The sequence below is a fragment of the Cobetia sp. UCD-24C genome (assembly GCF_001306765.1).
In the GTDB taxonomy this organism is placed as follows: domain Bacteria; phylum Pseudomonadota; class Gammaproteobacteria; order Pseudomonadales; family Halomonadaceae; genus Cobetia; species Cobetia amphilecti.
Genome location: NZ_LJTD01000012.1, coordinates 1 through 25,610, shown reverse-complemented (window position 1 = coordinate 25,610; position 25,610 = coordinate 1). Strand labels below are relative to the sequence as shown.

Below are 25,610 nucleotides of genomic sequence, written 5' to 3'. Positions count from 1 at the left end.
TGACGCGGTAATGAATTCGGTGCGGTGCTCGTCAGGGCAGCGGCTCAGGTCTGAGGCGCGGTGCTGTCGACGGGCATCAGGTCAGCGCTCCACCAGCGGGCATCGGGTCAGCGCCGCGAGCGGGCATGAGGTCATAAAGCGCCTCGAGCTGTTCGGGGTAGATGACGCAACGCGCCTGCAGCCCCTGCTGATTGGCCCAGTGCTGGTCGGTGCCCAGCCCGTGCTTCCAGCGCCACGGGCCATCGATGGCCAGTCGGCGATGGGTCTTGCAGGCCCGCGACAGCCGCTGACGCCACGGCTTGAGCGTCTCGGTGATGGTGGCGGCGGGCTGGTCGGGCATCAGGCCCAGATCCGTGGCCAGGTCCCCGGTACCGATCAGTGCTCCCAGCAGACGTGGCGTGTCATCGCCCGCGGCGAGCAGTTCCTCGGCGGCCAGCAGTCCGGCCTGGCTTTCCAGCGTCGCGACGCTCTTCAGACTGCCCCGTGGCAGGCCATGCTGGGCTTCCTGCTCGGCGAGGGCGTCATCCAGCGCGGCCAATTGAGCGCGTTGCTCGACGGCGGGCAGGAAGATGGCGGCGGGCGTGCCAGTGGGATCGCCCAAGGTGGTGCTGATCAGCTCTGCCAGCTCTTCGCGACCGCCGTGCTCCAGCAGGTTGAGGCGCACGGCCGGCCACACCTTCAGGGCACGGGCGCGTCTGGCGAAGTCGGCGAAGCGGCTGATGGCAAGCTTGCGCCCGGCGGCCGGGGTGAACTCTTCGAGATCGACGACGATGGCATCGGCGCCGCTGGTGAGGGCGGCCTGCAGACGGGCGGCGTCGTCACCCGGCACGAACAGCCAGCGCTGGGGAAGCTTGTGGTCCATGGCGGTGGTCATCACTCAGCCCTCCATCAGGTTGGGCAGGAACAGCACGAGTTCCGGAATGAAGGTGATCAGCATCAGCACGGTCAGCATCGCGCCCAGCATCAGGCCCAGCGGACGCAGCGAGTCGCTGACGTTGATGCCGGCGATGCGACAGGCGGCCATCAGGTCGATCCCCAGTGGCGGCGTATTGGCGCCGATGGCCAGATTGACGGTCAGCAGTACCCCGAAGTGCACCGGGCTGATGCCGTATTGCGCCAGCAGTGGCATCACGATGGGCGTCACGATGATGATGATCGCCACGCTTTCCATGAAGGAACCCAGTACCAGCAGCACGGCGGTCAACAGCAGCAGGACGCTGATGCGGCTGTCGGTGAATTCGCCGATCAGCTGGGCGATGGCCTGCGGCACCTGCTCGTAGGTCAGGCCCCAGGCGAACATGCCGGCCGCACCGATGATCAGCAGGATGGCGCCCGTGGTCTCGGCGGTTGCGCGGACGCTGTCCAGGAAGCCGCGCCAGGTCAGGCTGCGATAGACACAGGTGCCGATGATGATGGCGTAGAGAATCGCGGAGGCGGCGGCTTCGGTGGGCGTGAAGACCCCGAAGCGGATGCCACCGATGATCATCACCGGCACCATCAGGGCCGGCATGGCGCTGAGCAGGGCGCGGCGACGCTCGCCGGGCACACGGGCCGCGACACCGCCCGACCAGCCATGCTTGCGTGACATGTAGAGGGCGACGCCGACCAGCGCGACGGTCAGCATCAGGCCGGGGATGATGCCGCCCATGAACAGCTGGCCCACCGAGGTATTGGAGGTGGTGCCGTAGACGATCATCACGATGCTGGGCGGAATCACGGTGCCGATGGAGCTGGCGGTGCCGACCAGCGCACTGCTGAAGCCCTTGTCATAGCCGTTGCGGGCCATGGTGGGCAGCAGCATGCTGCCGATGGCGATCACGTCCGCCACGCCGGAGCCGGACAGCGCGCCGAACATCATGCAGGCGAGCACCGCGACCACCGCCAGACCGCCGCGGATGTCACCGACCATCGCCATGCACAGGCGTACCAGGCGTTCGGTCAGACCGGCGCGGTTCATCAACTGGGCGGCGAGCACGAACAGCGGGATCGCCAGCAGGGTGAAGCTTTCCATCCCGGCCACGAATTGCTGCGCCGAGACCATCATGGGCGCGGCACCGAAGGCCAGCAGGTAGAAGAGGGCCGACATCAACAGCGCGAAGGCGATGGGGATGTCGATGAGGATGCCGAGCGCGAATACGCCGAGCAGAGCCAGGGCGCCGAGAGTCATGAGGCATCTCCTTGGCGTGGGGATGACGGGGCGCCATCGGCCAGGGTGTCACGGGAGGTTGCGGTCGGCGTCAGCAGGTGCTCCAGCTGTACCAGTGCCATCGCGGTGCAGCACAGCGGCACGGACAGATAGACGATACCGGCCGGAATCTGCAGCGCAGTGGTGGTCTGACGCATGGTGATGGCACTCAGATCCATGCCTGCCTTGGCCAGCAACAGCAGCATGATCAGGATCATGGCGTCAGTGATGCGTCCGGTAATGCGCTGGATACGCACCGAGCGCACCAGCAGCGGCAGCAGGCCCGCACTCAGGTGAGTGCGGTTGCGGGTGCAGGACACCGCGGCCAGCAGGGTGGTCCATACCAGCACCAGTTGCGGCAATTCTTCTGCCCAGTGCGGCGGCTGACCCATGACCCAGCGCATGAAGACGGTCCAGATCACCAGTGCCGACAGCGCAGCGACTCCGCTGGCAGCCAGGGCCAGACAGCCCCGGCAGCTCCAACGTGAGAGGGTGATCATCAAGGTACGCACGGCACACAACACGGCCAGCGGCTTGACGGAGGGAGAGGCGGAAGACATCGTTACTCGCCCTTGCGGTATTGCTCGACCAGGCCCATCAGCTCAGGCCCGAAGACGTCGGTGTACTCGGCCCAGACACCCTGCACCTTGGCATTGAAGGGCGCGGTGTCGACCTCGTTGACCTGCATGCCTGCCTCTTCCAGCTTGGCGACCAGTTCGGCGTCATCCTTCTGGGTCATCGCACGCTGCTTGTCACGCCATTCGTCGGCGCTCTTTTGCACCGCGGCCTGATCCTGCTCGGAGAGCTGGTTCCAGGTGAAGTTGGAGATGGTCAGACACGCCGGTGCCCAGACGTGACCGGTGAGGGAGACGTAGTCCTGCACTTCGCTGAAGGAAGAGGAATAGATGATGGCCAGCGGGTTTTCCTGGGCATCGAACACGCCCTGCTGAAGCGCGGAGTAGAGCTCACCGAAGGACAGCGGCGCCGGGCTGGAACCCAGTGCGGTGAAGGTGTCCAGACGCATCTTGTCCGGCGTGACGCGAATCTTGAGGCCCGCGAGGTCTTCCGGGGTGGTGATGGGGCCACGGTTGTTGGTGACGTGACGGAAGCCGTTTTCCCACCACGACAGGATCTTCATGTTGTGCTCGTCGGCGACGTCCTCGAGCGCATCGCCCAGCTTGCCATCGTAGGCGGCGTAGGCGTGTTCGCGGTCCGGCCAGGAATAGGGCAGTTCGACGATGCCGAAGCGGGCATCCAGCGGCTGGAAGGAGCCACAGCCGATCACGCCAGCCGGCACGCTGCCGATCTGCATGCCTTCCACGACCGTCTTCTCGTTGCCGAGCTGTCCGCTGGGGAAGACCTGGAAATTGACGCGGCCATCAGTGGCCTCGGCGACATCCTTGGCAAAACCTTCCGCAGCGATGTTCCAGCTATGGGTGGGCGCCAGCACGTGGCCGAGCTTGATATCCTGAGCCTGAGCGGCGCTCAGCGGCAGGATAGCGGTAGCGGCAATTGCAGCGGTCAGCAGGGTACGCTTCATCGGGACACCTCTTGGAGTTGTTATCGTTGTGACAGGCGCCTCTGTGTGCGCCTTGATCCAAGAGTGTGTTCTGTTCGTGTATTTCGGTAGTTTCGATTTTTTATTCTTGGTATTAATCAGATTTATGCTGGGTCTCGATGGTTCGCCAATCCTATAGTCCAGTCCTTTTATATACCGTTATCTTTCTTTGTTGCCATTGCGGTTCTGGCAGGCTTGGGCGAAGCGGGAGTTATCGGGATACGCAACACAAGGCGCCCGCGAAGAGGGGTGTCTTCGCGGGCGCTGAGATATCACTGAGGCAGCCTGATTGGCGCCTGAATGGCGCCTGACTGTCGTTTAAGAGCCGCGCTCGGGTCAGGCCACCGCCTTGTCCAGCGCCTGGCTGACATCGGCGATGATGTCGTCGATATGCTCGATTCCCACCGAGATACGCACCAGATCCGCCGAGACACCGGCCTTGGCCAGTTCTTCCTCGTTGAGCTGGCGGTGAGTGGTGGAGGCCGGGTGGCAGGCCAGCGACTTGGCATCGCCGATATTGACTAGGCGCAGAATCATCTGCAGTGCGTCGATGAACTTGCCACCGGCGATGCGCCCGGCTTCGGCCTTGTCGTCACCTGTCGCGTCCGTCTTGATGCCGAAGCTTATGATACCGGAGGCCTTGCCGCCGGTGATCTTCTGGCAGGTGGCGTGATAGGGGCTGTCGGGCAGCGCGCCGTAGTTGACCCAGCTGACGCTCGGGTGCTGCTGCAGATACTCGGCCAGCGTGAGCGCATTGCTGCAGTGGCGTTCCATGCGCAGGCTGAGGGTTTCCAGGCCTTGCAGCAGCAGGAAGGCGCTCTGCGGTGACAGCGCCGCGCCGGTATTGCGCAGCGGCACCACACGGCAGCGCCCGATATAGGCAGCGGGACCGAAGGCTTCGGTGTAGACGACGCCGTGGTAGGAGGGGTCCGGCTCGTTGAGAATCGGGAAGCGCTCCTTGTTGGCGACCCAGTCGAACTTGCCGGAATCGATGATGATGCCACCCACGGTGGTGCCGTGGCCGCCGATGTACTTGGTCAGCGAGTGGATCACGATATCGGCGCCGTGATCGAAGGCGCGGCACAGCACAGGCGTGGCGACGGTATTGTCGACGATCAGCGGTACGCCATGCTGGTGGGCGATCTCGGCCAGACGCTCGAGATCGACGATGTTGCCGGCAGGATTGCCGATGGACTCGCAGAAGACGGCGCGGGTCTTGTCATCGATCAGCGCCTCGAGGCCGGCGTAGTCATCGAAGGCCGCCATGCGCACCTCGACCCCCTGACGCGGCAGGCTATGGGCGAACAGGTTGTAGGTGCCGCCATACAGCTGACTGGTGCTGACGATGTTGTCGCCGACCTGCACCAGCGCCTGGATGGCATAGGTGATCGCCGCCATGCCGGAAGCCACCGCCAGCGCCGCGATACCGCCCTCGACGGCGGCCATGCGCTGTTCCAGCACGTCATTGGTCGGGTTCATGATGCGGGTGTAGATGTTGCCCGGCACCTTGAGATCGAAGAGGTCCGCGCCGTGCTGGGTATCATCGAAGGTGTAGGAGCTGGTCTGGTAGATCGGTACCGCCGCCGCCTTGGTGGTGGCTTCCGAGGTATAGCCGTGATGCAGGGCGAGGGATTCCAGCTTCATGTTGTCAACCGACATGACAGTGTCCTTGTGCGAGAGCGTGGCGAAGTCTTGTTGTGTCGTGCTGTTCTTCGTGATGTTCAGTTCGTGCTGTTGTCGTTCGTCCGTATGCGGCTGCGGTCTGCCTTCACCGCCAACAGGGCGCATGCCGCGACGACGCTCAACATTAGCAACGGGTCATCGCCAAGTCCAAGCGTCGCTACGCGGGCACCACCGGCCCCTGACTGGGCGGCACGCCGAACTGGCGGCGAAAGGCGGTGGCGAAGTTGGCCGCGCTGCGATAGCCCGCCAGTTGGGCGAGCGCTGCCCGCAGATCGAGGTGCAATGGCGGCGTTATGCAGGCGAAGACCACGGCAGCGTGATGTGGCCCGCGGCGCGCTCGGTGATGGAGATGTTGTTGGGGTCACGCTGATCAGGCTTGCCTGCGCGAAAGTGCGAAAGCGCGTACGTGCAGTTGAAAGGAAGCAGCTAGACAGTAAAGACACGACGGCGGCATCAGCGTGGGACGTTTTGTCCTTGCTGATGCCGCCGTCGTGTCTGGTTTGGTGCAGTCCTTACTTACTAATTGCAGAGCAACGCTTACATCACCGCACGTACCGCCAGGAACAGCACCGTCGGGGCGAGCAGAATGCCCAGACCGGTGTAGAAGGTGGCCGTCATCGCGCCGTAGGGCACCAGGCGGGCGTCGGTGGCGGCGAGACCGGCCGCGACACCGCTGGTGGTGCCGATCAGGCCGCCGAAGATCATCGCGGAGCGTGGATTGTCGAGCCCGATCAGGCGCGCCGTCATCGGCGTGGCGACCATGGTCAGAATCGACTTCACCAGTCCGGCCGCGATCGACAGCGCGACCACTTCGGAGCTTGCCCCCAGGGTGGCACCGGTGACCGGGCCGACGATGTAGGTGACCGCGCCCGCGCCGATGGTGGTGATATCGACAGGATCGGTATAGCCGAAGGCGATGGCGACACCCCCACCGGCGATGAAGGAGATCAGCACGCCGACGAACAGCGCCACGACCCCACGGAAGCCGGTCTGGCGGATTTCCTTGAGGTTTACCCCATAGGCGGTGGCGATGATCGCGAGATCACGCAGCATGCCGCCGCCCATCAGGCCAAGCCCCGAGAACAGCGTGACATCAGAGAGCCCCTTGCTGCCGCCGGTGGTCGCGCCGCCCACATAGGCCAGCACCAGGCCGAGGATGATGGCGATGGCGGAGCCGTGCAGCTTGCCGTGGGTCAGGTTGTTGCTGATCCAGTAGGCGACATACATCGCCAGGCCGATCACGGCGAAGGCGGCGACCAGATGATACTTGTCGAACAGTTGGACGAGTGACTCGATCATGGTTCAGCCCTCAGTGTTTGTGCGCAGGAGTGGAGGAGGTGTGGCGGCTGCGGTCCAGTACCGGCGCCCCCGTCGTCACTGAGGTTCTGGTCGGCGTATAGCGGGTCTCGCCGGCGAGCGGGTCATCTTCCAGCGTATTCTCGGGGCGCTTGCCGGTCAGCAGCGGCACGAGGGCCAGCCCCAGCACCACGGCCAGCACGCCCGCGACCAGCGCGACCATGCCGCCACTGAAGGCCGCGACCACGTTCTGGCTGGCGGCCATCGCGACCACGATGGGGATGTACATCGCGTTCCAGAAATTGATGCCGCTGGCGGTGCTGTCGGCCATCTTGCCGCGGTCCTTCAGCACGCCGGTGATGAAGATGAGCAGCAGCATCGCGATGCCGACGCCGCCGAGATTGGAATTGATATTGAGCATTTCTCCGAGCAGATCACCGATCACGAGACCGGCCATCATGCACCCTGCGAGCAGGGCAACTCCGTAGATCACCATGGCGTAATACCTTCTTGTTGTTGTGGTGAAGGGGTGGTGAATCAGTGTGGCGTCTTGTCGTCTATCTGATTTATTTAACTTCTCGTCCATCCAGGTTGGACAATCCAGGTTGGCTAGCCTGGCTATTGCGTGTCTTCTACAGGGTTTGAGGGTGAGTGAAACCACCGGCATGACGTGATGGCGTCACGCCATGCCGGTGGCACGAGGGTGTCAGGTGTCGGTCCTGACAGGGGTGGAAAAGGTGACAGGGCTGGCTCAGCCGTGTGAGCGGGCCGGTTCAGGTGCGAACAGCTGTGCATATTCCTCGCGCAGCTGTTTCTTCTGCACCTTGCCCATCACGTTGCGTGGCAGGCTACCGATGAAGAACACCCGCTTGGGCTGCTTGTAGCGGGCCAGCTTGTCGCTGAGGGCGACCAGCACCGCCGCTTCATCGAGACTGTCCTGATGGCCGGGCTGCATCACCACCACCGCGCAGACGCCTTCACCGAAGTCAGGGTGCGGCACGCCGAACACCGCCGATTCGTTGACGCCGGGCATGTCATCGATCAGCAGCTCCACCTCCTTGGGGTAGATGTTGTAGCCGCCGGAGATGATCAGGTCCTTGTCGCGGCCGCTGATGCACAGATAGCCATCGGCATCGATATGACCGAGATCGCCGGTGATGAAGAAGCCATCCTCGCGGAATTCGCTGGCGGTCTTCTCCGGCATCTTCCAGTAGCCCTTGAAGACGTTCGACCCACGCACCTCGATCAGCCCGGTCTCGCCGCGCGGCAGGATGGCGCCTGTCTCGCGGTCGGTGACGCGCACTTCGCTGCCGGGCAGCGCCATGCCCACCGTGCCCGGGCGACGCTCTCCGTCGTAAGGGTTGGAGGTGTTCATGTTGGTCTCGGTCATGCCGTAGCGTTCGAGAATCGCGTGGCCGGTGCGTGCGCTGAATTCGCTGTGGGTCTCGCTGAGCAGCGGCGCGGAACCGGAGACGAACAGGCGCATGCTGGCGGTCGTCTCGCGGTTGAGGCGCTCGGATTCCAGCAGGCGCGTGTAGAAGGTCGGCACGCCCATCAGCACGCTGGAACGCGGCATCAGATCAAGAATCTGCTCGGCATCGAACTTGGGCAGGAAGGTCATCGAGGCACCGACGGTCAGCACGATATTGCAGGCCACGAACAGGCCGTGGGTATGGAAGATGGGCAGGGCGTGGATCAGGTGGTCGTCCGCGCTGAAGCGCCAGGTCTCGGCCAGTGCCTGGCAGTTGGAGGCCAGGTTGGCGTGGGTCAGCATCGCGCCCTTGCTGCGTCCGGTGGTGCCGGAGGTATACAGAATGGCGGCGAGATCATCGGCGGCGCGTGGCTCGACCTCGTGGCTCGCGCTGCACTGGCGCGCCTGCTCCATCAGGCTGCCGTCCTGCTCGGTACCGAGGCTCTCGATGCGCGGCACGCCGCATTGCTTGCCGAGTTCGCGTGCCGTCTCCAGCACCTTGGGCTGGCAGACATACAGGTGCGGGCCGGCGTCACCCAGGAAGTAGAGGATCTCCTCGCCGGTGTAGGCGGTGTTCAGCGGCAGATAGACCGCCCCGACCTGCAGGCAGGCGAGATACAGGATGACGGTTTCGCAGCTCTTGTCGATCTGCACCGCGACGCGGTCGCCCGGTGCCACGCCCAGCTCGCGCAGGGCACTGGCCATCTGGCCGGCGGCGGTGCGTGCCTGGGCGAAGGTGTAGCCGTGGCCTTCGACGGTATCGAGGAAGGTGGCATCCGGGCGCTCATCGAAGTTGCGCGCGAATTGCAGATAGAGGTTGTCGTGGTTGGCGTGAGACATCATTGGCTCCAATGGCATTGTTTTTGTAGTGAGGCGTGCTCCGGCAGGCGGCGTGCCTGACGGGCGAATCATTTTTCGAGCGGCTTATTCTTCCAGAGACTCAGGCGCTTGCTTGCTGTCATTGGCATCAGCAGCCGGTTTCGGTGCTTGCGGCTGTTCGGCTGTTTTTGATGACAGGGAATCGCTTTCCTTCTTGGCCTCGCGCTTTGGGGCCTTGGCCAGTTCCTTGTTGGCTTTCGACTCCTTCTTTACCTCGCTGCTGCACACCACGCTGTCGTTGCGGCTGAAGGCCTCGTGGTTCTGCTCGATGCGGTGCGGCTCATAGAGGTAATTCACCATCAGGCCGTGGGCCTGTTGGCGGCCATTGGGTGAGGTGTCACCGGGCCAGTTGAGGCGATGCAGGCTGGCACCGTTGCCGAGGTGGAAGCGCGCGACCGGGTCCATCGGCTGGCCGCTGCGATGCTTGACGTTGACTAGATAGTGGGCGGCGAGGGCACGCAGCTCCGGCGCCATCTTCTGCTGGGCCTCCTCGTCATTCATCCAGTCATCGTGCTGCAGGTGATGGGCCAGCAGGTCTGAGACTTCCAGGCCTTCCTCGTCACGTGCGCGTTCGAGCCAGTGACTGAAGCCGGGCACCGGCGAGAGGGTGACGAAGCGGCTGAGATTGGGTAGTTCGCGTTGCAGTTCCTGCACCACCTGCTTGATCAGGAAGTTGCCGAACGAGATGCCTTTCAGGCCCTTCTGGCAATTGCTGATGCTGTAGAAGACGGCGGTGTCCGCCTCGCGCTCGGTGGTCTGGCCGCTGTTGGCGAGCAGATGCTGGATGTTGTTGGGCACGCCCTTGCACAGCGCCACCTCGACGAAGATCAGCGGCTCATCGCCGATGGCCGGGTGGAAGAAGGCGTAGCAGCGGCGGTCCTCGGGGTCGAGACGTCCGCGCAGGTCGCTCCAGTCCTGGATGGCATGCACCGCCTCATAGCGGATGATCTTCTCCAGCACCGCCGCGGGGGTGTTCCAGTCGATGGCTTCCAGCATCAGGAAGCCACGATTGAACCAGGAGGCGAACAGATGCGCGAAGTCGGCATCCAGCGGCTTCAATTCCGGATGCTGCTTGATGAGCTTGAGCAGGTCGGCACGCATGCGCACGATTTCATAGGTGCCGCCGGGGCACAGGTTCAGGCGGCGCAGCAACGATTGGCGTCTGGGTTCACTGGCGGCGAACAGCGCACTGAGATTGGCGTTGTCCGGGGAGTCGCGATAGGCCGCGTAGGCAGCGTGGATACGGTCTTCATCGGCGGCGTAGTGCTCGGCCAGCACGCGGAAGAAGGCGAGGCGCTGCTCGTGATCCAGCTGCTGATAATCCTCCAGTGCCCGCTGGGCCATCATGATGCGCGAGGCTTCACCGCTGCTCTCGGTGAGGTTGTGGCAGCTCTCGGTCAGGCGGGCGAGGGCGGTGTCTTCATTGCCGGCGCCGGGCGAGAGGCCGACCTGCTGGCGGGCACGCTGGCCGACATGGGTCAGCAGATCCTGCAGAAAACTCAGATTGATGTTCATGGCGGTTCCTCAAGGCGCGGGACTAAGCGACGTATTCACTGATTTAGCTCTCAGTATGGCGTCTGAGGCTTAAATATTTGCGTCGTCTTGTTGTATACAACAGATAGGCGCATCGTGTGGTAGCGTCAAGGAATCCCATGCATGACTAGACTAAAGTCAGTTTCCTGCACGGCCACTTCCCTGTTCAATGAAGGCAGGAGAGCGAGGGCAGAATGCTGTGAGAACGGCGTGGTGCTGGGCGGGCTCGCGGTGACTCAGTGATGGCTCATCAAGCATCATCGCAATGACGAGGCCGTCGCGCTCGAGCTTGCAGGCTCTTCAGTTTTCCAGCGCTCAGGCTCACAGGGATTCAAGGGCCGCTTTCGAGAGAAGCGCCGTCAGGCCACAGTACAAGGACGACGATGATGATCAAGATGTCTCATGCGCAACGCCTGCGAGACCTGCTGGAAGATGCCATCGTCGAAGGGCGCTTCCCGCCGGGCACCAAGCTCGACCCCGAAGCGCTGGGCCGCGAGTATCAATGTTCCCGCACGCCGATCCGCGAGGCGCTGCAGCAGCTGGCGGCCTCCGGAATGGTGAAGGTGGTGCCCAAGCGCGGCACCTTCGTGACGCAGCTGGGCGTCTCGGAGCTGGTGGAACGCTTTGAAGTCATGGCGGAACTGGAAGCCATGTGCGGCCGACTCGCCGCGCGGCGCATCACCACGCAGGAGCTTTCGGAACTCAAGGACGCCCACGCCGCCTGCCGAGAACGCCTGGAAGCCGACGACGCCAATGGCTACTACTACGAGAACGGCCTCTTTCATCATTGTCTCTACCGCGCCAGCCACAACGCCTTCCTCACCGAAGAAGCCACGCGCCTGCACGCCATCCTCAAGCCCTATCGCCGCCTGCAACTTCACGTCCGCCACCGCATGCACAGCTCCTATGCCGAGCACGAAGCCATCGTCGCCGCCATTGAAGCCGGCGACGCCGCTGCTGCCGAACAGGCGCTGAAGGATCACGTGCATATTCAGGGGGAGAGGTTTACGGATCTAGTGGCGAATATTGAGAGATTGCATGAGGTTGGGTGAATATAAATTTGCGATATTTTTACATCTTTTATTTATGGTTAGTTGGTGGCGTGAACTAAAAGAGCAAGTACATTGACTTATGTACTTGCTCTTTGTTTTAATGGTGTGATTTTGGTTTAATTTTTCTTTATAAACTGGCTGTAACTAGCTTCTAGGTTACCAGTGGATACGCATCTTGCGCTGGCACTACTTACCACATTCCCATAACCATTTCTTACTGTTATTGCAGAGCTGCCAAATACATTTACTGTTGCTCGAGTTTTGTTAGGTCCTACTCGACGTACTAATATGTTTATATTGCTTTGTATTGATTCAAAATTAGCCGAATAAAGCCCTACATTCCCAGTAGGCTGCCCACAATTAATAACTCTGAAACTAGGAGAAAGGCCGTGATTAGATGAAATTAATCCAGAGTCTTTTTCCATGCTGTTTATTGGTATATTATTCATTGCAAACCATTCGACTGTGTTACTCCACACCTCATCATAGCTCTGGGAGAATAAGAAGTTTTTATCAAAATCTTCGCTTGGTAAATCTTTAACGCCAGCAGGTGTGCAGCCTGCTAGTGTTGCAGTAATTGCTAAAGATGTTAATAGTTTTTTCATACTTATGAATCCCCTTGTATAGTTATAATGTTTTGTTAGAAGTAGTCTTCAGGCGATTGCTTGGACTTATAGCATGATGCCGATGACCTGTTTATCGCTGCCATAGAACCACGCAAACCAAATTCCATATAAGTAGGCGTTTTTTCTGTAGCAACTTTGAATCTTATTACTGATCCATTTATCATATCTTGAATTAATCTTCTCTTGTTTGGGATTTCTAAATTTAAATAGATCCCCGTATCCCCTCTCTCGATGTTAACATTAGATAGTCCAACTTGTTTCTCCCTACGATCAACCCTGATTTCTGTCTTCAAAAGATCAAGCGATTTGGTTGTGGCGGACACTTCACTACCAGTAATGCGTATAGACATATTTGGATTGGAGCAATCCACAGGGAAGTAATCTATTGCCAAATACATGTCCTTATAGTTAGAGCTGTTTAGGGCGCGAAAAAAACTTTCTGAGCCTAGATAGAGTTCAAATGATTCCCACTGACCATGGTCTCTTGGATCTCTCAGGTTGTAACTCGCTGACTCTGCTGAGTGAGCGATAGCTAAGAGAGGTAATATAAGAGCCATTACCGTATTTTTCATACCCATATCCCATGCAATTGCTGACTTTAGTTTTAGTATTAGGAGTTTCTTGCTTATTATGCTTTCTTTTATCATGATTTCATTATTAGATCAAGCGAAATTTAAACAGTTTTTCTTTTAGCAGTCGTTAGGTGCGACCATTATCTTCAGTCGTAACAATGCTCATGACTATTTTTCATTAACATACCGCGCACATTATCTCAAGAAGAGATCTACATTCAAGAGGGTATGATTTGAGTATATGTCCGAGGTGGCAGATATAGACGTTTAAGGGCGAGGCTTACCGACTGCTCATCTAATACAGTAATAACTAATCTTGGATGATATTCACACTAAGAGGGTACATCAGAGCATTAGATTCTAGTTTTCCCTAGTAATGACAACCTTGTGTGGGAAAGGCAGGCTCATAGCTCGATAGTGTCTACCGCCCGTGCAGTGTGATTGACGGGGGTATAGGAGATAATTCGATATAGTGCCACTGAGGGAGCCAGCTCAATCCTTATACAGTTGATTGAATCCTTTGACGCTGAACCCCTTCAAGAACTGATCGCCAATCTTCAGGACAGGCACGCTGCGAAAGCCTGTCTTGGCGAATTCCTTCTGTCCCGCGGGGGATCGGACGTCCACCAGGCGGAAGCCGATCTTCTGCTGCTCCAGATACTGCTTGGCTGTCTTGCAGTGCGGGCAGTTTGCCATGGTGAAGAGTGACACTCGTTTCATTGCTGTTGCTCCCGTGTTGATCAATCCCGCGTGTTGTACGCACCTGGCCTGAGACGCTGGCGGGCAATGATACCAGCCGTCGCTTTCTCTCTACACCAGCACTCTCTACACCAGAACTTCCTGCACCAGCACTTTCCGCACCGGGCGTTGTGAAGATCAGTCCTTGCGCGGGATATGGCTCATTGCATGTTCCGCCAAGGCGGTGATGGTCAGGCTGGGATTGACGCCCAGGTTGGCGGCGAGCATTGAGCTGTCACAGATCAGCATGTTGCGGTAATGGAAGACGCGGTTTTGCCCATCGCAGACGCCGTCCTCGGGGGATGCCGCCATGGCCGCGCCGCCCATGCAGTGCGCTGTGGTGGGGATGTTGAAGAGTATTTCGGGGATGCTGCTGCCGGGGATGGCGCCGATGGCCTCTGCGCCACGCGTGACGAAATCATTCGCCTCGGGGATGAAGGTCGGGATGCGCTTGCCCTCGGTGACCAGCGCCTTGCGCAGCGGCCAGTACCACAGGCGTTTGAGCTGCATGTCGAGGTGGCCATCCGCCGTCTGCATGCACAGAAAGATGATCGTCTCCTTCGCGAAGCCCCACGGTAGCTGGAATTTCAGCGCGCGGCGCGGATTGGCCGCCACCACCTTCGCCATGGCCTTGAGCCACGAGAAGGGCCGTGTCCAGCCGGGCTCCCTGGCCATCGCGGTGAACAGCAGCCCCATGAAATCGGAGCCCGCCGGATAGCGCGTGGCTTCGATATGGGTGTGCTCATCGATATGAATACCGGAGCCGATGGCGATGCCCTTGGACATGTCATCGTGACTGTCCGGCATGCGACAGCTGATCAACGACTCCGCATTGGTGCGCACCCGCTTGCCCAGCGCGTTCGAGATGTTCGGCAATGAGCCCTTGTCCCTGAGGTGAAACAGCAACTCCTGAGTGCCGAGCGACGAGCCAGCGAAGACGATGGACTGACAGGTGACGCGGCGCTTGCCCAGCCCGAGATAGAGTCCGGCGAAGGTGGAGGGCACCGTCGTCACCGCATAGCCATCGGCCCCATCCGCCTTGCCATTGAGCGGCACGACATCGATCACCTTGGTCTCGGCGTGCACCTGGGCGCCGTGCTTCTCGGCCAGATACAGATAGTTCTTGTCGAGGCTGTTCTTGGCGCCGTGTCGGCAGCCCATCATGCAGCCACCGCAGCCGATGCAGCTGTGTCTTTCAGGGCCTTCGCCAGCGAAGTAGGGGTCTGCATGCGCGCTACCGGCGGCTAGCGTGCCGCTTTCTCCCTCGGGGCCGAAGAAGATGCCGACCTCGGTGGGGTACCAGGTGTCTTCGCAGCCGGCGACTTCCGCCATGCGTTTCAGGTGGTGATCCGCTGGCGCGATGATCCGATTGGTGGTCACGCCGAGCATCTGCTTCGCCGTGGCGTAGTGCGCCGGCATCACCGCATGCCAGTCATTGAGCCCCGCCCACTGGCCGTTGTCCCACACCCTGTCGGGCGGCACCAGCAGCGTCTGCGCATAGGTGATGGAGCCGCCGCCCACCGCGTTGCCATGCAGCACGATGACATGGCGGAAAAAGCTCATGGTGAAGAAGCCGCGCAGGGCCCAGCATCGGCCGCCATAGCCAGCGACTCAGTCGCCAGTTGGAGCGCGGCATGTTGTCCGGTGTCCAGCGTTTGCCCTGTTCCATGACCGCCACGCGATAGCCTTTCTCTGTCAGGCGATGCGCGCACACCGAGCCGCCAAAGCCCGAGCCCACGATAAGGTAGTCGTAGCTGTGTTTATGGCCGTGCCTATGCTCGTGCTTATGGACGTGCGCCTGTTGCGCGGTGTCACTGGCATGGCGATCGGTCTCTGACATGGCGGCTCTCTTCAGGGAAGCGCTGCTCTCAGCAGGAAAGAACGCCTTGCACGGCGCTGGCTGGGCGACTGCCTTCTGGATGCTGGTGAGCGGGCTAGCGAGGGGGCTAGCGAGGGGGCTATCGAGGGAAGTACTGCGCCAGCTGCCGGACGATCAGATCGACGAAGCCCTGACGGTCGATCTCGAACAGCACCCTGGCGTTGTGCGGCTTGCCGGTGAGCTGATAGCGGTCCACCACCGTCATGCCCTGGGTGTGCTCGCCCTGTGTCTCGACGCCGACCCAGCACTCCACCGTGGTGAACAGCTCAGGCGCCAGCAGCCAGGCGATGGTGCAGGGATCATGCAACGGCGCGCCGTTGAAGCCCCACTTAGGATCGCGATGGTAGATCATGAAGAAGTCGAGCAGTTCAGCGACACACTGGGCGACGGGATTGTCGATGGCGCGGATGCGCTCGATGTCCTCATCCATGATCTGCGCCTGATGGGTGACATCCAGCCCGCACATCACGATGGGCAGGCCGGACTTGAACACCATGTCGGCGGCTTCGGGGTCGACGAAGATATTGAACTCGGCGGCGGGCGTCCAGTTGCCGACACCGGCCGCGCCGCCCATCAGCACGATGCTGTCGATGCGCGAGTGCAGCTCAGGATAGGCTGAGAGAAACAGCGCGATGTTGGTCAGCGGGCCAGAGGGCCAGAGGGCCAGAGGGCACCAACGTAACCTTCTGCTCACAGGCGCGAACCTTCTCGGCCATCAGCTCGATGGCGCTCTGGGTGACGGGGGCAAAGCCGGGCTCTGGCAGTTCAGGGCCATCCAGGCCACTTTCGCCATGCACGTTGTCGGCGATGATCAGCTCGCGCGCCAAGGGCTTGAGCGCACCGCCCGCGACCGGGATATCGTGGCGGCCCAGCAGGGTGAGCACCCGCAGCGCATTGTTGAGCGTCTTGTCGGGCGTCTGATTGCCGGCACTGGTGGTGACGGCCAGTACGTCGAGCGCGTCTGAGCTGAGGGCCAGAATCAGCGAGATGGCGTCGTCGTGGCCGGGATCGCAATCGAGAATGATGGGGCGCGGCATGCGGCAGTCCTTGTCGTGAGTCGTCTTGTTGTCGTGGCTTGCCTCTATAAGCTTTTCCTTTATGCCTGAACGCAAAACGACACGCCATCCTTGCGAAGGGCGTGTCGTCTGTCAGGGCAATCGGGGAATGCGGGGCGGATCAACCCGCCTGCTGGGCACGCGCCTCATTGAGCATCTGCACCAGCACTTCCACCGGCTGCGCGCCGGGCACGTAGTACTGGCCGACAATGGTGCTGGGCACCGACTGGATACCGGCGTTGCGCAGCGCCTCCTGCTGGGCGGCGACTTCCTGTTCGCCCGCGTCGGAATCAAGGAAGGCCAGCGCCTGCTCGATGCTCAGGTCGTTATCGTGCTGGCTTGCGATCTCGGCCAGCACCTGCCGGTCACCCACGTCCTTGCCATCGTGGAAGTAGGCGCTGAACAGAGCTTCCAGCAGCGGGCGCTCCGCCAGGCCCCTGGATTGCTGGCGCCAGACGATGCGCTGGGCATCGGTGGAGTTGGGCGTGCGCTCCATCAGGGCATGACGGAAGGTGACGCCGCTCTGCGCGCCGGCTTGGGCCACCTGGGCATCCAGTTCCGCGCCGCGCTCGACACTGCCGAACTTCTGCGCGCGGTAGTCGGCCCGCATCATGCCTTCACGCGGCACCCAAGGATTGAGCTGGAAGGGCAGGTAGTTCACGCGCACCTCATCCTTGAAGTCGAGTTGCGCGATGGCGTCATCGAGATGGCGCTTGCCGATCCAGCACCAGGGGCAGACCACGTCGTAGGCGACCTGGATATCGAGCTGTGACATCGGGATTCTCCTGCTGATCTCTCATGCGCTCTTCACTACAGCGTGAAGGGCGCTGTGAGAGCATGTCGAAAAGTGTACGTCGAAATGATTTTGAGCAATCGCTCATCTGTGTCCTGCCATCCTAGAGATTCTGGGCGCGGGACGCTACCGAAAACGCCCTGACCGATCATGTGTGATGACCGGACAGGGCGTTCGTGTTCAGTGCTTGGAGCTCAGCGTGCGTATCTGCTCAGCACCTCAATCAACTCAGTGCCTTGCGCAGATCCGCCAGGGCGCGGATGTCGTCCGGGCCGGTGCGGCAGCAGCCACCGATGGCCGTGGCGCCGGCGGCCAGCCAGCGCGGTGTCCAGCCGGCGAGGTCATGGTCGTGGTCATAGCCGTGGTCAGAACCGTGCTCAGAGCTTTGGCCTTCGGCATCAGCTGAGACGGCGCAGGCGGCAGACCAGGTCTTGGTGACCGGGTCATAGACCTCGCCGGAGTTCGGGTAGATGACGATGTCCTTGTCCGTCTCGCCACGAATCTCGCGCACCAGCGATTCGATGTGCTCAAGCGCGGTGCAGTTGACGCCGATGGCGACCACCTGCTCGCAGTCGGCGATGGCGCGCACGGCATCGCGGATCGGCGTACCGTCGCTCAATTCGGTGGCGTTGCGCGCGCTGAAGGCGATCCAGGCACGCGCCGTCGGAAAGTCATCGCGCAGCAGATCACACACGGCCAGTGCTTCCTCGGCGCAGGGGAGTGTCTCGACGGCGAGCATGTCCGGCTTGGCATCGAGCAGCGTGGCGAGGCGGGCACGGTGGAAGTCGCGCAGGCCGGCGCGGTCCAGCGCGTAGCCGCCACGGTATTCGCTGCCATCGGCGAGCCAGGCGCCATAGGGGCCGACGGAGGCCGCGACCAGCGGTGGGCAGTCCAGGCGCTCCGGATGCGCGGCCAGATAGTCGCTGCGGGCCTGCGCCGCCAGGGTCACGGAGCGCTGGATCAGCGCGCTGGCCTGAGTCTCGCTCAGGCTGCGTGCCATCAGGCCCTCAAGCGTTGCCTGATAGCTGGCCGTGGTGGCGACATCGGCACCGGCCTCGAAGTAGGCGCGGTGGACATCGACGATCGCCTGCGGATCATCGGCGAGCACCTTGGCCGACCACAGCGAGTCGTTGAGATCGAACCCGGCGCGCTCAAGCTCGGTGGCCAGGGCGCCATCGACGATCATGAAGGGCTGGCGCGCGGTGATGGCGCTCAGCGGATTGCGGGTGGCATCAGCGGGCATCGAGGGCCTCCTGCGGGGTCGGGTTTACAGGTTTCGCGGCGTCACCAGACGAGCGATGGGTCAGATAGTGCACCAGATAGCACAGCGCCACGAAGGGCACGCCGAAGTAGAGCGCGATGCGCTGGTTGGGATCGAAGGCGATGCCGATGCAGGCCAGCGCGCAGAACAGGAAGGCGGCAATCGGCACGAAGGGATACAGCGGCGCACGGTAGGTCAGCTCGCTGGCGCTATGGCCGGCCTTCAGCCACTGGCGGCGGAAGCTGAACTGGCTGGCGGCGATCGCCATCCACACCAGCACCACGGCAAGCCCGGAAATCGACACCAGCGCCAGATAGAGGGTGTCCTCGGCATAGACGCTCGAGAGCAGCGACAGCAGGCCGCCGAGCATGGTGATCAGCAGTGCGGGCACCGGAATGCCACGCTGATTGACGCGACTGAACACGCGCGGCAGCGTCTTCTGGTCCGCCAGGGTCCACAGCATGCGCGAGGCGGCGTAGAGGCCGGAATTGGCCGCCGACAGCAGCGCGGTGATGATCACGAAGTTCATGATATCCGCCGCGTAGGGAATGCCGGTGAGCTGGAAGACCGCCACGAAGGGGCTTTCCTTGAGGCCGGCGCTGTCCTGCGGCAACAGGGCGGCGATGACGATGATGGTGCCGATGAAGAAGATGATCAGGCGCCACAGGGTCGCGCGGATCGCCAGGGGCACGTTCTTCTCGGGGTTCTCGCTTTCGCCGGCGGCAATGCCGATCAGCTCGGTGCCGGAGAAGGCGAAGCTGACGGCCAGCAGCGTCATCAGGATCGGCATCACGCCGTGATCGAACACGCCTTCCTGCAGGATGCGCGTGACGCCCGGCGCCTCGACATTACCCGCCAGGGGCGTGAAGCCGAACATGGCGGCGGCGCCCACCGCGATGAACACGATCACTGCGGCGACCTTGATCAGTGACAGCCAGAATTCGGATTCGGCGAAGAAGCGCGCCGAGACGATGTTCATGCCGAACACGATCAGCGAGAAGATGCCGCACCAGATCCACGGTTCGACGCCGGGGAACCAGCGCCCCATGAACACGGCGGAGGCGGTGAATTCCGACCCCAGCGCCACGGCCCAGGTCAGCCAGTAGAGCCAGGCCACGGTATAGCCGGTGGCAGGGCCCAGATAGCGGGTGGCGTGGGCGCTGAAGGCGCCGGGTTCCGGGTGATGCACGGCCAGTTCGCCGAGGCACATCATCACCAGATAGACCACCAGGCCGCCGATCAGATAGGCGAGTACCGCACCCGCCGGGCCCGCCTGCTGGATGGTATAGCCGGAGCTGAGAAACAGGCCGGTGCCGATGACACCGCCCAGTGACAACATCACCAGATGGCGCTGCTGCATGCTGCGTTTGAAGTCAGTGGCATTGCTGTCAGACATGGCGGGTATCACTCGTGGAGCTGATGATCTGACTCTCGCTCAGGCTGGCGATCAGAGCTTGCTCGTGCAGGCCGCGCTCGTGCAGGCAGTGCGGATGGATGGACACATGTGGCATGGCAGAAACCGGCTGGAGGTGGGAGGGAAACAGGCCGGATATGATAAATGAGCGATAAAGTCTATCCCAACGAATCGTCAAGCCGATTGGCTATATATTTAGATGGGCAACTAACGGTGAAGTGCGCGATTGGTGGTTGAAGAACCCCGCAGCGGCAGGGCTTGGCGTGATAATTCATCTCACGCCCTGAAACGGGGTCGTGGCGTATATCGCCAGACTTTTCACAATGATGGCGTCGCCTTTTCTCGTGTCATGTTGTGCGATGGCAGGTTGCAGAAAACGCAAAACGGCCACCCGAAGGTGGCCGCTGTTTTCTGCATGCCTGCGCTAGACGTTCTGCGCCAGGCAAGCGATCAGGCGAGGCTTTCCAGCGCCTGCTCGATGATGGTGAGACCTTCCTCGAGCACTTCCGGCTCGACGGTCAGCGGCACCAGGATACGGATGGTGTTGGAGTAGAAGCCACAGGACAGCAGGATCAGCCCCAGCTCCTTGGCCTTGGCACAAACGGCGGCGGTCGCGGCGGCATCCGGCTGGCCATTGGCATCCACCAGCTCGAAGGCGGCCATGGAGCCCTGGTTGCGCGGGTGAGCGACATGCGCGAAGCGCTCTTCCCACTGGGCGAAGCGTGCGGCCAGCAGCTCGCCCATCTGGGTGCTGCGCTCCAGGATGTTCTCTTCACGGATGACGTCGATGACGGCCAGCGCCGCGGCGCAGGACAGGGCGTTACCGCCGTAGGTGCCGCCCAGTGAGCCCGGGCCAGAGGCGTCCATCACCTCGGCGGTACCGACCACCGCAGACAGCGGCATGCCGTTGGCCAGGCTCTTGGCCATGGTCATGATGTCGGCTTCGACACCGCTGTGCTCCATCGCGAACAGCTTGCCGGTACGCGCAAAGCCGGACTGCACTTCATCGGCGATCAGCAGGATACCGTGCTCGTCACACAGTTCACGCAGCGCGGTCAGGAAGCTCGGCGAGGCGATGTAGAAGCCGCCTTCGCCCTGGACCGGCTCCAGAATGATGGCAGCGGTGCGGCTGGCCGGAATGTCGGTCTTGAACAGGGTGCGGATGGCATTCAGGGACTGCTCTTCGCTGATGCCGTGCTTCTCGTTCGGGTAGGGTGCGCGGTAGACGTCACCCGGCATCGGGCCGAAATCGCCCTTGTACGGCACGACCTTGCCGGTGAGGGCCATGGTCATCATGGTGCGGCCGTGGAAGGCGCCGTCGAAGGTGATGACGCCGCTGCGGCCAGTGGCGGCACGCGCGATCTTGATGGCGTTCTCGACCGCTTCCGCGCCGGAGTTCATCAGCAGTGCCTTGCGCTCGGGGCCACGCACCGGCGTCAGTTCACACAGCTTCTGGCTCAGTTCGACGTACAGCGGGTGGGACATCACGCCAGCAGCGGTGTGCATCAGCTTGTCGAGCTGTGCCTTGACGGCAGCGACGATCTTCGGGTGACGGTGACCCAGGTTGAGCACGCCGATACCGCCGGCGAAGTCGATCCAGCGGGTGCCATCCGCGTCCCAGATTTCCGCGTTCAGTGCGGTGTCGGCTGACTGCGGGGTCGCGGTGGCGGCACCACGTGCAACGTACTTCTTCTTGAGAGTTTCGAGTTGAGCGTTGTTCATCTTGTTCTCCGTACGGATTTCATCGGCCTGCACTGTGCACGCCTGTCACTGTTCGGGGCCCGCACGCCGTGGCGTGCGGGAATCTTGTCGAGAGTTGCCGTGCCTCAGAGGCCGCCGATGCAGACGTACTTGAGCTCGGTGAACTCTTCCAGACCGTGGTGTGAGCCTTCGCGACCCAGGCCGGATTCCTTGATGCCACCGAAGGGGGCGAGTTCAGTGGAGATCAGGCCTTCGTTGACGCCGACCATGCCGTATTCCAGCGCTTCCAGCGTGTGCCAGATGCGGCGGTAATCGTTGGCGTAGAAATACGCGGCCAGCCCGAACGGGGTGTCGTTGGCCATCGCGATGGCTTCCTCGTCCTTGCCAAAGCGGAACACCGGCGCCAGCGGGCCGAAGGTTTCTTCATCCGCGACGACCATGTCGGTAGTGACATCGGCCAGCACGGTCGGCTCGAAGAAGCTGTGACCGAGAGCGTGCTTCTTGCCGCCGGTGACCAGGCGCGCGCCCTTGCTGACGGCATCATCGACGTGGCTCTGCACCTTGTTGACCGCTGAATCGTTGATCAGCGGACCGATGGTGTTGCCTTCGACCAGGCCATCACCGACCTGCATGCTCTCGACACGTGCCGCGAGCTTGGCGACGAAGGCGTCGTAGACACCGTCCTGAACGAGGAAGCGGTTGGTGCACACGCAGGTCTGGCCGGCGTTGCGGAACTTGGAGGCGATGGCGCCATCGACGGCTGCATCCAGGTCGGCATCATCGAAGACGATGAAGGGTGCGTTGCCGCCCAGCTCCATCGCGGTCTTCTTGACGGTGGAGGCACACTGCGCCATCAACGTCTTGCCCACCGGCGTGGAGCCGGTGAAGGACACCTTGCGGATGCGCGGATCGGTGGTCAGCACTTCCCCGATGGCGATCGGCTTCATGGCGGTGACGACACTGATCAGCCCCTTCGGCAGGCCGGCTTCCAGCGCCAGGTCTGCCAATGCCAGCGCGGTCAGCGGGGTGGCTTCGGCCGGCTTGATGACCACGGCACAACCTGCGGCGATCGCCGGGGCGCACTTGCGGGTGATCATCGCCAGCGGGAAGTTCCACGGCGTGATCGCGGCCACCACGCCGATCGGCTCGCGCAGCACCATCAGGCGCTTGTCGGCGCCATGGGACGGCAGGGTCTCACCGGCCATGCGCTTGGCTTCTTCGGCGAAGAATTCGATGAAGGAGGCACCGTAGGTCACCTCGCCACGCGACTCCGCCATCGGCTTGCCCTGTTCCAGCGTCATCAGCTGGGCGAGGTCTTCACGGTGCGCCAGCACCAGATCGAACCAGCGACGCAGCAGTGCGGAACGCTCCTTCACCGGCACCTTCTTCCAGGCGTTGCCGGCGATCTCGGCTGCGGCGACGGCGTCACGGGTGTCATCGGCGCTGACCTCGGCGACACGCGCCAGCTGCTCGCCGGTGGCCGGATTGGTCACGTTGAAGGTGGTGCCGGTCTCGCGGTGCTCGGTACCGATGAGCGCCGGGACGAAGACGTCGCTGCTGGTTTCCGAATTGACGTAGCGCTTCAGGAAGTCGCTGATCGGGAGGGCGGAACGGGACATGTGAAGCTCCTCTGGCGTTCTGGCGTGCAGGTCATTCATGGAGTGAGCAGCATGTCGCAAGAGGCGTCAGCTGCTCTCGAATCGGCTCGAATATGACTGAGTCGAGATGGCTGGGCAGGCGGAACAGACTGCCCAGCGGTGTAGGTATTGCGTGTTTACTGCGCCGTGAAAGCCGGTGCCATGACACGGTCGCTATAGGCTCGGCCGAATTGCTTCAGGGCGATGACATACATCACCAGACCCAGAGCCATCCAGGCACCGAAGATCAGCCATTCGGTACCGGTCAGCGCGGAAGGACTACCCGGCAGATACAGGCAGGCCATGCCGAAGGACAAAAGGGTGGCCAGTGTGCCGCAGAGCTTGCCGTGGCGGACGCGGAACGGACGCGGCATGTCGGGCTCACGGATACGCAGGATCAGGAACGAGATCGCGACGAACAGATAGGCGATGACGATACCCAGGCCACCCGCATCGACGATCCACACCAGTGCCGGACGACCGAAGAAGGGCGCGATGCAGGACAGCAGACCGATCAGCAGTACCGCATTGGTGGGCGTCTTGTGCTTGGGGTGCAGCTTGCCCAGCCAGGCAGGCAGCATGCCGGCATGTGCCAAGGCATAGATGGCGCGAGAGCCACCGATGTAGAAGGCATTCCAGCTGGTGATGATGCCGGCGATACCTGCAAGGATCATCAGCTTGCTGGCCCAGGGCGAATTGAACAGGGCGCCCATGGCGTCCGGCACGCTCAGTGAACTTGCCAGCAGGGAGTCATGATCCAGCGCCATGCTGGTGGCCAGGATGATCAGCGCATACCAGACCACGGCCAGTACCACGGACATCATCAGCACCTTGCCGATGGCGTTGTAGGGCAGATTGATTTCCTCTGCGGCCTGCGGAATGACGTCGAAGCCGACGAACAGGAAAGGGACCAGTACCAGCACCGCGATGATGCCTGCCACCACGCCGCCTTCGGACTGGGTGAACAGCGGTGTCATGTTGGCGACATCACCTTCGAACAAGGCGCCGGTCACGAACAGGACGCCGGCGATCAGAATCACGCCTGTGACGACCTTCTGCAGGAGTGCGGCAGTGGTGATACCGACATAGTTGATCGCCATCATGGCCAGCGAGCCGCCGACACCGACAGCCACCCAGGTCGCCTTCACATCCCAACCGGCGATGGTCCACATGTGGCCAACGGCATAGTTGGGCGCGAGGTTCTCGATGACCGTGGGCAATGCCACCGCCTCGAAGGACACCACGCTCAGATAGCCGAGAATGATCGTCCAGGTGCACAGAAAGGAAGAGAAATGCCCCATGGCCCGGTAGCTGTAGACATGCTCACCGCCCACCTTGGGCATGGCTGCTGCCAGTTCTGCATAGGTCAGACCGATCAGGACGACGGCGATGCCGCCAATGATGAAAGCGATGATGGCGCCGACGCTGCCGGCATCCTGAATCATGCCGCCGGTGAGGACGATCCAGCCCCAACCGACCATGGCGCCGAAGGCAAGTGCCAGGACGTCGCCACGCGCAAGGACTCTGACTAGCTGTTCTGCAGGGGGAGTACTGTTGTTCATTGGAATACTCAAATCGATCTTGGAATTTGTTATATAGCGAAGCCGTTTCCTGCTGATGTCCCGTGCGCTCTTCTCAATTTCAAATCCAAAGCTTGCTGGCATGAACGAGAAGTAATGACAGTCCTGTCGCTGGCTGATGCTTGCTGAAAGGTCGCTCCTGTAAAGGGGGAGCCAAGAGCGATTCAGCAATCATTTCGCTGTGAGCATCAGTCAGTAGGCAACGCCTGAAACACACGCTACCAGCGCCATGCCCGATGGCGAATAGACCAATTTTGCGTTTGACTGGACCAATCAGCAGGGGCTGCGGATAATCAGGGCTGAATGGGCGTTGCGCGCCGCCTGTCAGGCGAGTGGCTGGCGGGGGATGGACAACCTCGGGAAGCTGCGTGAAAGCACTACGACAACGGGAGACCGAGATGGAACTGGCCGCGCTGGAGCCGCTGATCGAATGTTATCGCCGCCAGTCCGAGACCCTGGGCAAGCAGGTACGGCTGGAGCAGGCGTTGCTCGAGGTGATTCGTGAGCAATGGCCGCTGGGTGCGCGGCTGCCGCCGCATCGCAAGCTGTGTGAGGCGCTGGGGGTGGCGCGCAATACGCTGGCCTTGGCGATAAAGTCGCTGATCGAGGAGGGCTATCTGCACACCGGCCAGGGGCAGGGCACATGGACGCGTCGCCCGCATGCGCGCCACCCCCAGCGCCTCACACAGCTTGCGAT

General features: G+C 61.7%; 24 protein-coding genes and 1 pseudogene. 2 read left to right on the top strand and 23 right to left on the bottom strand.

Annotation, left to right across the window (positions count from 1 at the left end):
* Window positions 1-76: 76 nt before the first annotated feature.
* The 9 genes from AOG28_RS14905 to AOG28_RS14865 all read right to left on the bottom strand — a co-directional run bounded on the left by AOG28_RS14905 (window position 77) and on the right by AOG28_RS14865 (window position 10,587).
* On the bottom strand, window positions 77-874 hold the full coding sequence (locus AOG28_RS14905) for an aldolase/citrate lyase family protein (protein WP_152965438.1): 798 nt from the start codon (window positions 872-874) through the stop codon (window positions 77-79).
* 3 nt (window positions 875-877) lie between these two features.
* Window positions 878-2,167 carry a TRAP transporter large permease gene (locus tag AOG28_RS14900; protein ID WP_054556959.1) on the bottom strand — a complete coding sequence of 430 codons (1,290 nt, stop codon included), beginning with the start codon at window positions 2,165-2,167 and terminating at the stop codon, window positions 878-880.
* Window positions 2,164-2,745 (bottom strand): TRAP transporter small permease, encoded by a 582-nt coding sequence (locus AOG28_RS14895; protein ID WP_235507050.1) that lies wholly within the window; start codon window positions 2,743-2,745, stop codon window positions 2,164-2,166. Before AOG28_RS14895 ends, AOG28_RS14900 begins: the two co-directional genes overlap by 4 nt.
* Before the next feature lie 2 nt (window positions 2,746-2,747).
* Window positions 2,748-3,725 (bottom strand): TRAP transporter substrate-binding protein, encoded by a 978-nt coding sequence (locus AOG28_RS14890; RefSeq protein WP_054556958.1) that lies wholly within the window; start codon window positions 3,723-3,725, stop codon window positions 2,748-2,750.
* A 354-nt stretch (window positions 3,726-4,079) separates the two neighbouring features.
* Window positions 4,080-5,387, bottom strand: coding sequence for an O-acetylhomoserine aminocarboxypropyltransferase/cysteine synthase family protein (locus AOG28_RS14885; protein WP_054557025.1), 1,308 nt, complete (start codon window positions 5,385-5,387; stop codon window positions 4,080-4,082).
* A 576-nt stretch (window positions 5,388-5,963) separates the two neighbouring features.
* The gene (gene madM, locus AOG28_RS14880) at window positions 5,964-6,725 is read right to left on the bottom strand and encodes a malonate transporter subunit MadM (protein ID WP_054556957.1); all 762 of its coding nucleotides are present in this window, start codon (window positions 6,723-6,725) and stop codon (window positions 5,964-5,966) included.
* Window positions 6,726-6,735: 10 nt separating this feature from the next.
* Window positions 6,736-7,218 carry a malonate transporter subunit MadL gene (madL, locus tag AOG28_RS14875; protein WP_082388841.1) on the bottom strand — a complete coding sequence of 161 codons (483 nt, stop codon included), beginning with the start codon at window positions 7,216-7,218 and terminating at the stop codon, window positions 6,736-6,738.
* A gap of 255 nt (window positions 7,219-7,473) precedes the next feature.
* Window positions 7,474-9,033 (bottom strand): malonate--CoA ligase, encoded by a 1,560-nt coding sequence (locus AOG28_RS14870; RefSeq protein WP_054556956.1) that lies wholly within the window; start codon window positions 9,031-9,033, stop codon window positions 7,474-7,476.
* Between the two features lie 84 nt (window positions 9,034-9,117).
* Window positions 9,118-10,587, bottom strand: a complete 1,470-nt coding sequence (locus tag AOG28_RS14865) for a malonyl-CoA decarboxylase (RefSeq protein WP_082388840.1) — start codon at window positions 10,585-10,587, stop codon at window positions 9,118-9,120.
* 404 nt (window positions 10,588-10,991) lie between these two features.
* On the opposite strand from AOG28_RS14865, the gene AOG28_RS14860 reads away from it, so the two are divergent.
* On the top strand, window positions 10,992-11,657 hold the full coding sequence (locus AOG28_RS14860) for a GntR family transcriptional regulator (protein WP_054556955.1): 666 nt from the start codon (window positions 10,992-10,994) through the stop codon (window positions 11,655-11,657).
* Between the two features lie 116 nt (window positions 11,658-11,773).
* Here the strand turns inward: AOG28_RS14860 and AOG28_RS18285 are convergent, their stop codons facing one another.
* From AOG28_RS18285 to AOG28_RS14815, 14 genes and pseudogenes are all read right to left on the bottom strand, one after another.
* Window positions 11,774-12,262: a hypothetical protein gene (locus AOG28_RS18285; protein ID WP_152965437.1), complete on the bottom strand. Its 489-nt coding sequence runs from the start codon at window positions 12,260-12,262 to the stop codon at window positions 11,774-11,776.
* 35 nt (window positions 12,263-12,297) lie between these two features.
* Window positions 12,298-12,855: a hypothetical protein gene (locus AOG28_RS18280; RefSeq protein WP_152965436.1), complete on the bottom strand. Its 558-nt coding sequence runs from the start codon at window positions 12,853-12,855 to the stop codon at window positions 12,298-12,300.
* A gap of 492 nt (window positions 12,856-13,347) precedes the next feature.
* Entirely contained in the window at window positions 13,348-13,575 is a 228-nt protein-coding gene (locus tag AOG28_RS14855; RefSeq protein WP_054556954.1) for a glutaredoxin family protein, read from the bottom strand.
* Window positions 13,576-13,731: 156 nt separating this feature from the next.
* The gene (locus AOG28_RS14850; RefSeq protein WP_200906802.1) at window positions 13,732-15,156 is read right to left on the bottom strand and encodes a GMC oxidoreductase; all 1,425 of its coding nucleotides are present in this window, start codon (window positions 15,154-15,156) and stop codon (window positions 13,732-13,734) included.
* A gap of 100 nt (window positions 15,157-15,256) precedes the next feature.
* Window positions 15,257-15,433: pseudogene (locus AOG28_RS18940) on the bottom strand (NAD(P)-binding protein); the annotation flags it as partial.
* Between the two features lie 118 nt (window positions 15,434-15,551).
* Window positions 15,552-16,166 (bottom strand): nucleoside hydrolase, encoded by a 615-nt coding sequence (locus AOG28_RS18550; RefSeq protein ID WP_200906800.1) that lies wholly within the window; start codon window positions 16,164-16,166, stop codon window positions 15,552-15,554.
* Entirely contained in the window at window positions 16,078-16,509 is a 432-nt protein-coding gene (locus AOG28_RS18545) for a nucleoside hydrolase (RefSeq protein WP_200906798.1), read from the bottom strand. The genes AOG28_RS18550 and AOG28_RS18545 overlap by 89 nt, the downstream gene beginning before the upstream one ends.
* 139 nt (window positions 16,510-16,648) lie before the next feature.
* A complete protein-coding gene (locus tag AOG28_RS14840) occupies window positions 16,649-17,302 on the bottom strand; it encodes a DsbA family oxidoreductase (protein WP_054556953.1) in 654 nt (217 codons plus the stop codon).
* A 241-nt stretch (window positions 17,303-17,543) separates the two neighbouring features.
* Complete coding sequence (mmuM, locus tag AOG28_RS14835; RefSeq protein WP_054556952.1) at window positions 17,544-18,563, bottom strand: homocysteine S-methyltransferase; 1,020 nt, start codon at window positions 18,561-18,563, stop codon at window positions 17,544-17,546.
* On the bottom strand, window positions 18,553-19,977 hold the full coding sequence (locus AOG28_RS14830; protein ID WP_054556951.1) for an amino acid permease: 1,425 nt from the start codon (window positions 19,975-19,977) through the stop codon (window positions 18,553-18,555). The genes mmuM and AOG28_RS14830 overlap by 11 nt, the downstream gene beginning before the upstream one ends.
* Entirely contained in the window at window positions 19,970-20,092 is a 123-nt protein-coding gene (locus AOG28_RS18835; protein WP_268750738.1) for a hypothetical protein, read from the bottom strand. Before AOG28_RS18835 ends, AOG28_RS14830 begins: the two co-directional genes overlap by 8 nt.
* 353 nt (window positions 20,093-20,445) lie before the next feature.
* Window positions 20,446-21,717, bottom strand: coding sequence for a 4-aminobutyrate--2-oxoglutarate transaminase (gene gabT / locus AOG28_RS14825; protein WP_054557024.1), 1,272 nt, complete (start codon window positions 21,715-21,717; stop codon window positions 20,446-20,448).
* A gap of 104 nt (window positions 21,718-21,821) precedes the next feature.
* Window positions 21,822-23,315: an NAD-dependent succinate-semialdehyde dehydrogenase gene (locus tag AOG28_RS14820; RefSeq protein WP_054556950.1), complete on the bottom strand. Its 1,494-nt coding sequence runs from the start codon at window positions 23,313-23,315 to the stop codon at window positions 21,822-21,824.
* 155 nt (window positions 23,316-23,470) lie between these two features.
* Window positions 23,471-24,895, bottom strand: coding sequence for an APC family permease (locus AOG28_RS14815; RefSeq protein ID WP_054556949.1), 1,425 nt, complete (start codon window positions 24,893-24,895; stop codon window positions 23,471-23,473).
* 386 nt (window positions 24,896-25,281) lie between these two features.
* On the opposite strand from AOG28_RS14815, the gene AOG28_RS14810 reads away from it, so the two are divergent.
* Window positions 25,282-25,610: GntR family transcriptional regulator (locus AOG28_RS14810; protein WP_235507049.1), on the top strand; the 329-nt coding region annotated here is incomplete at its 3' end.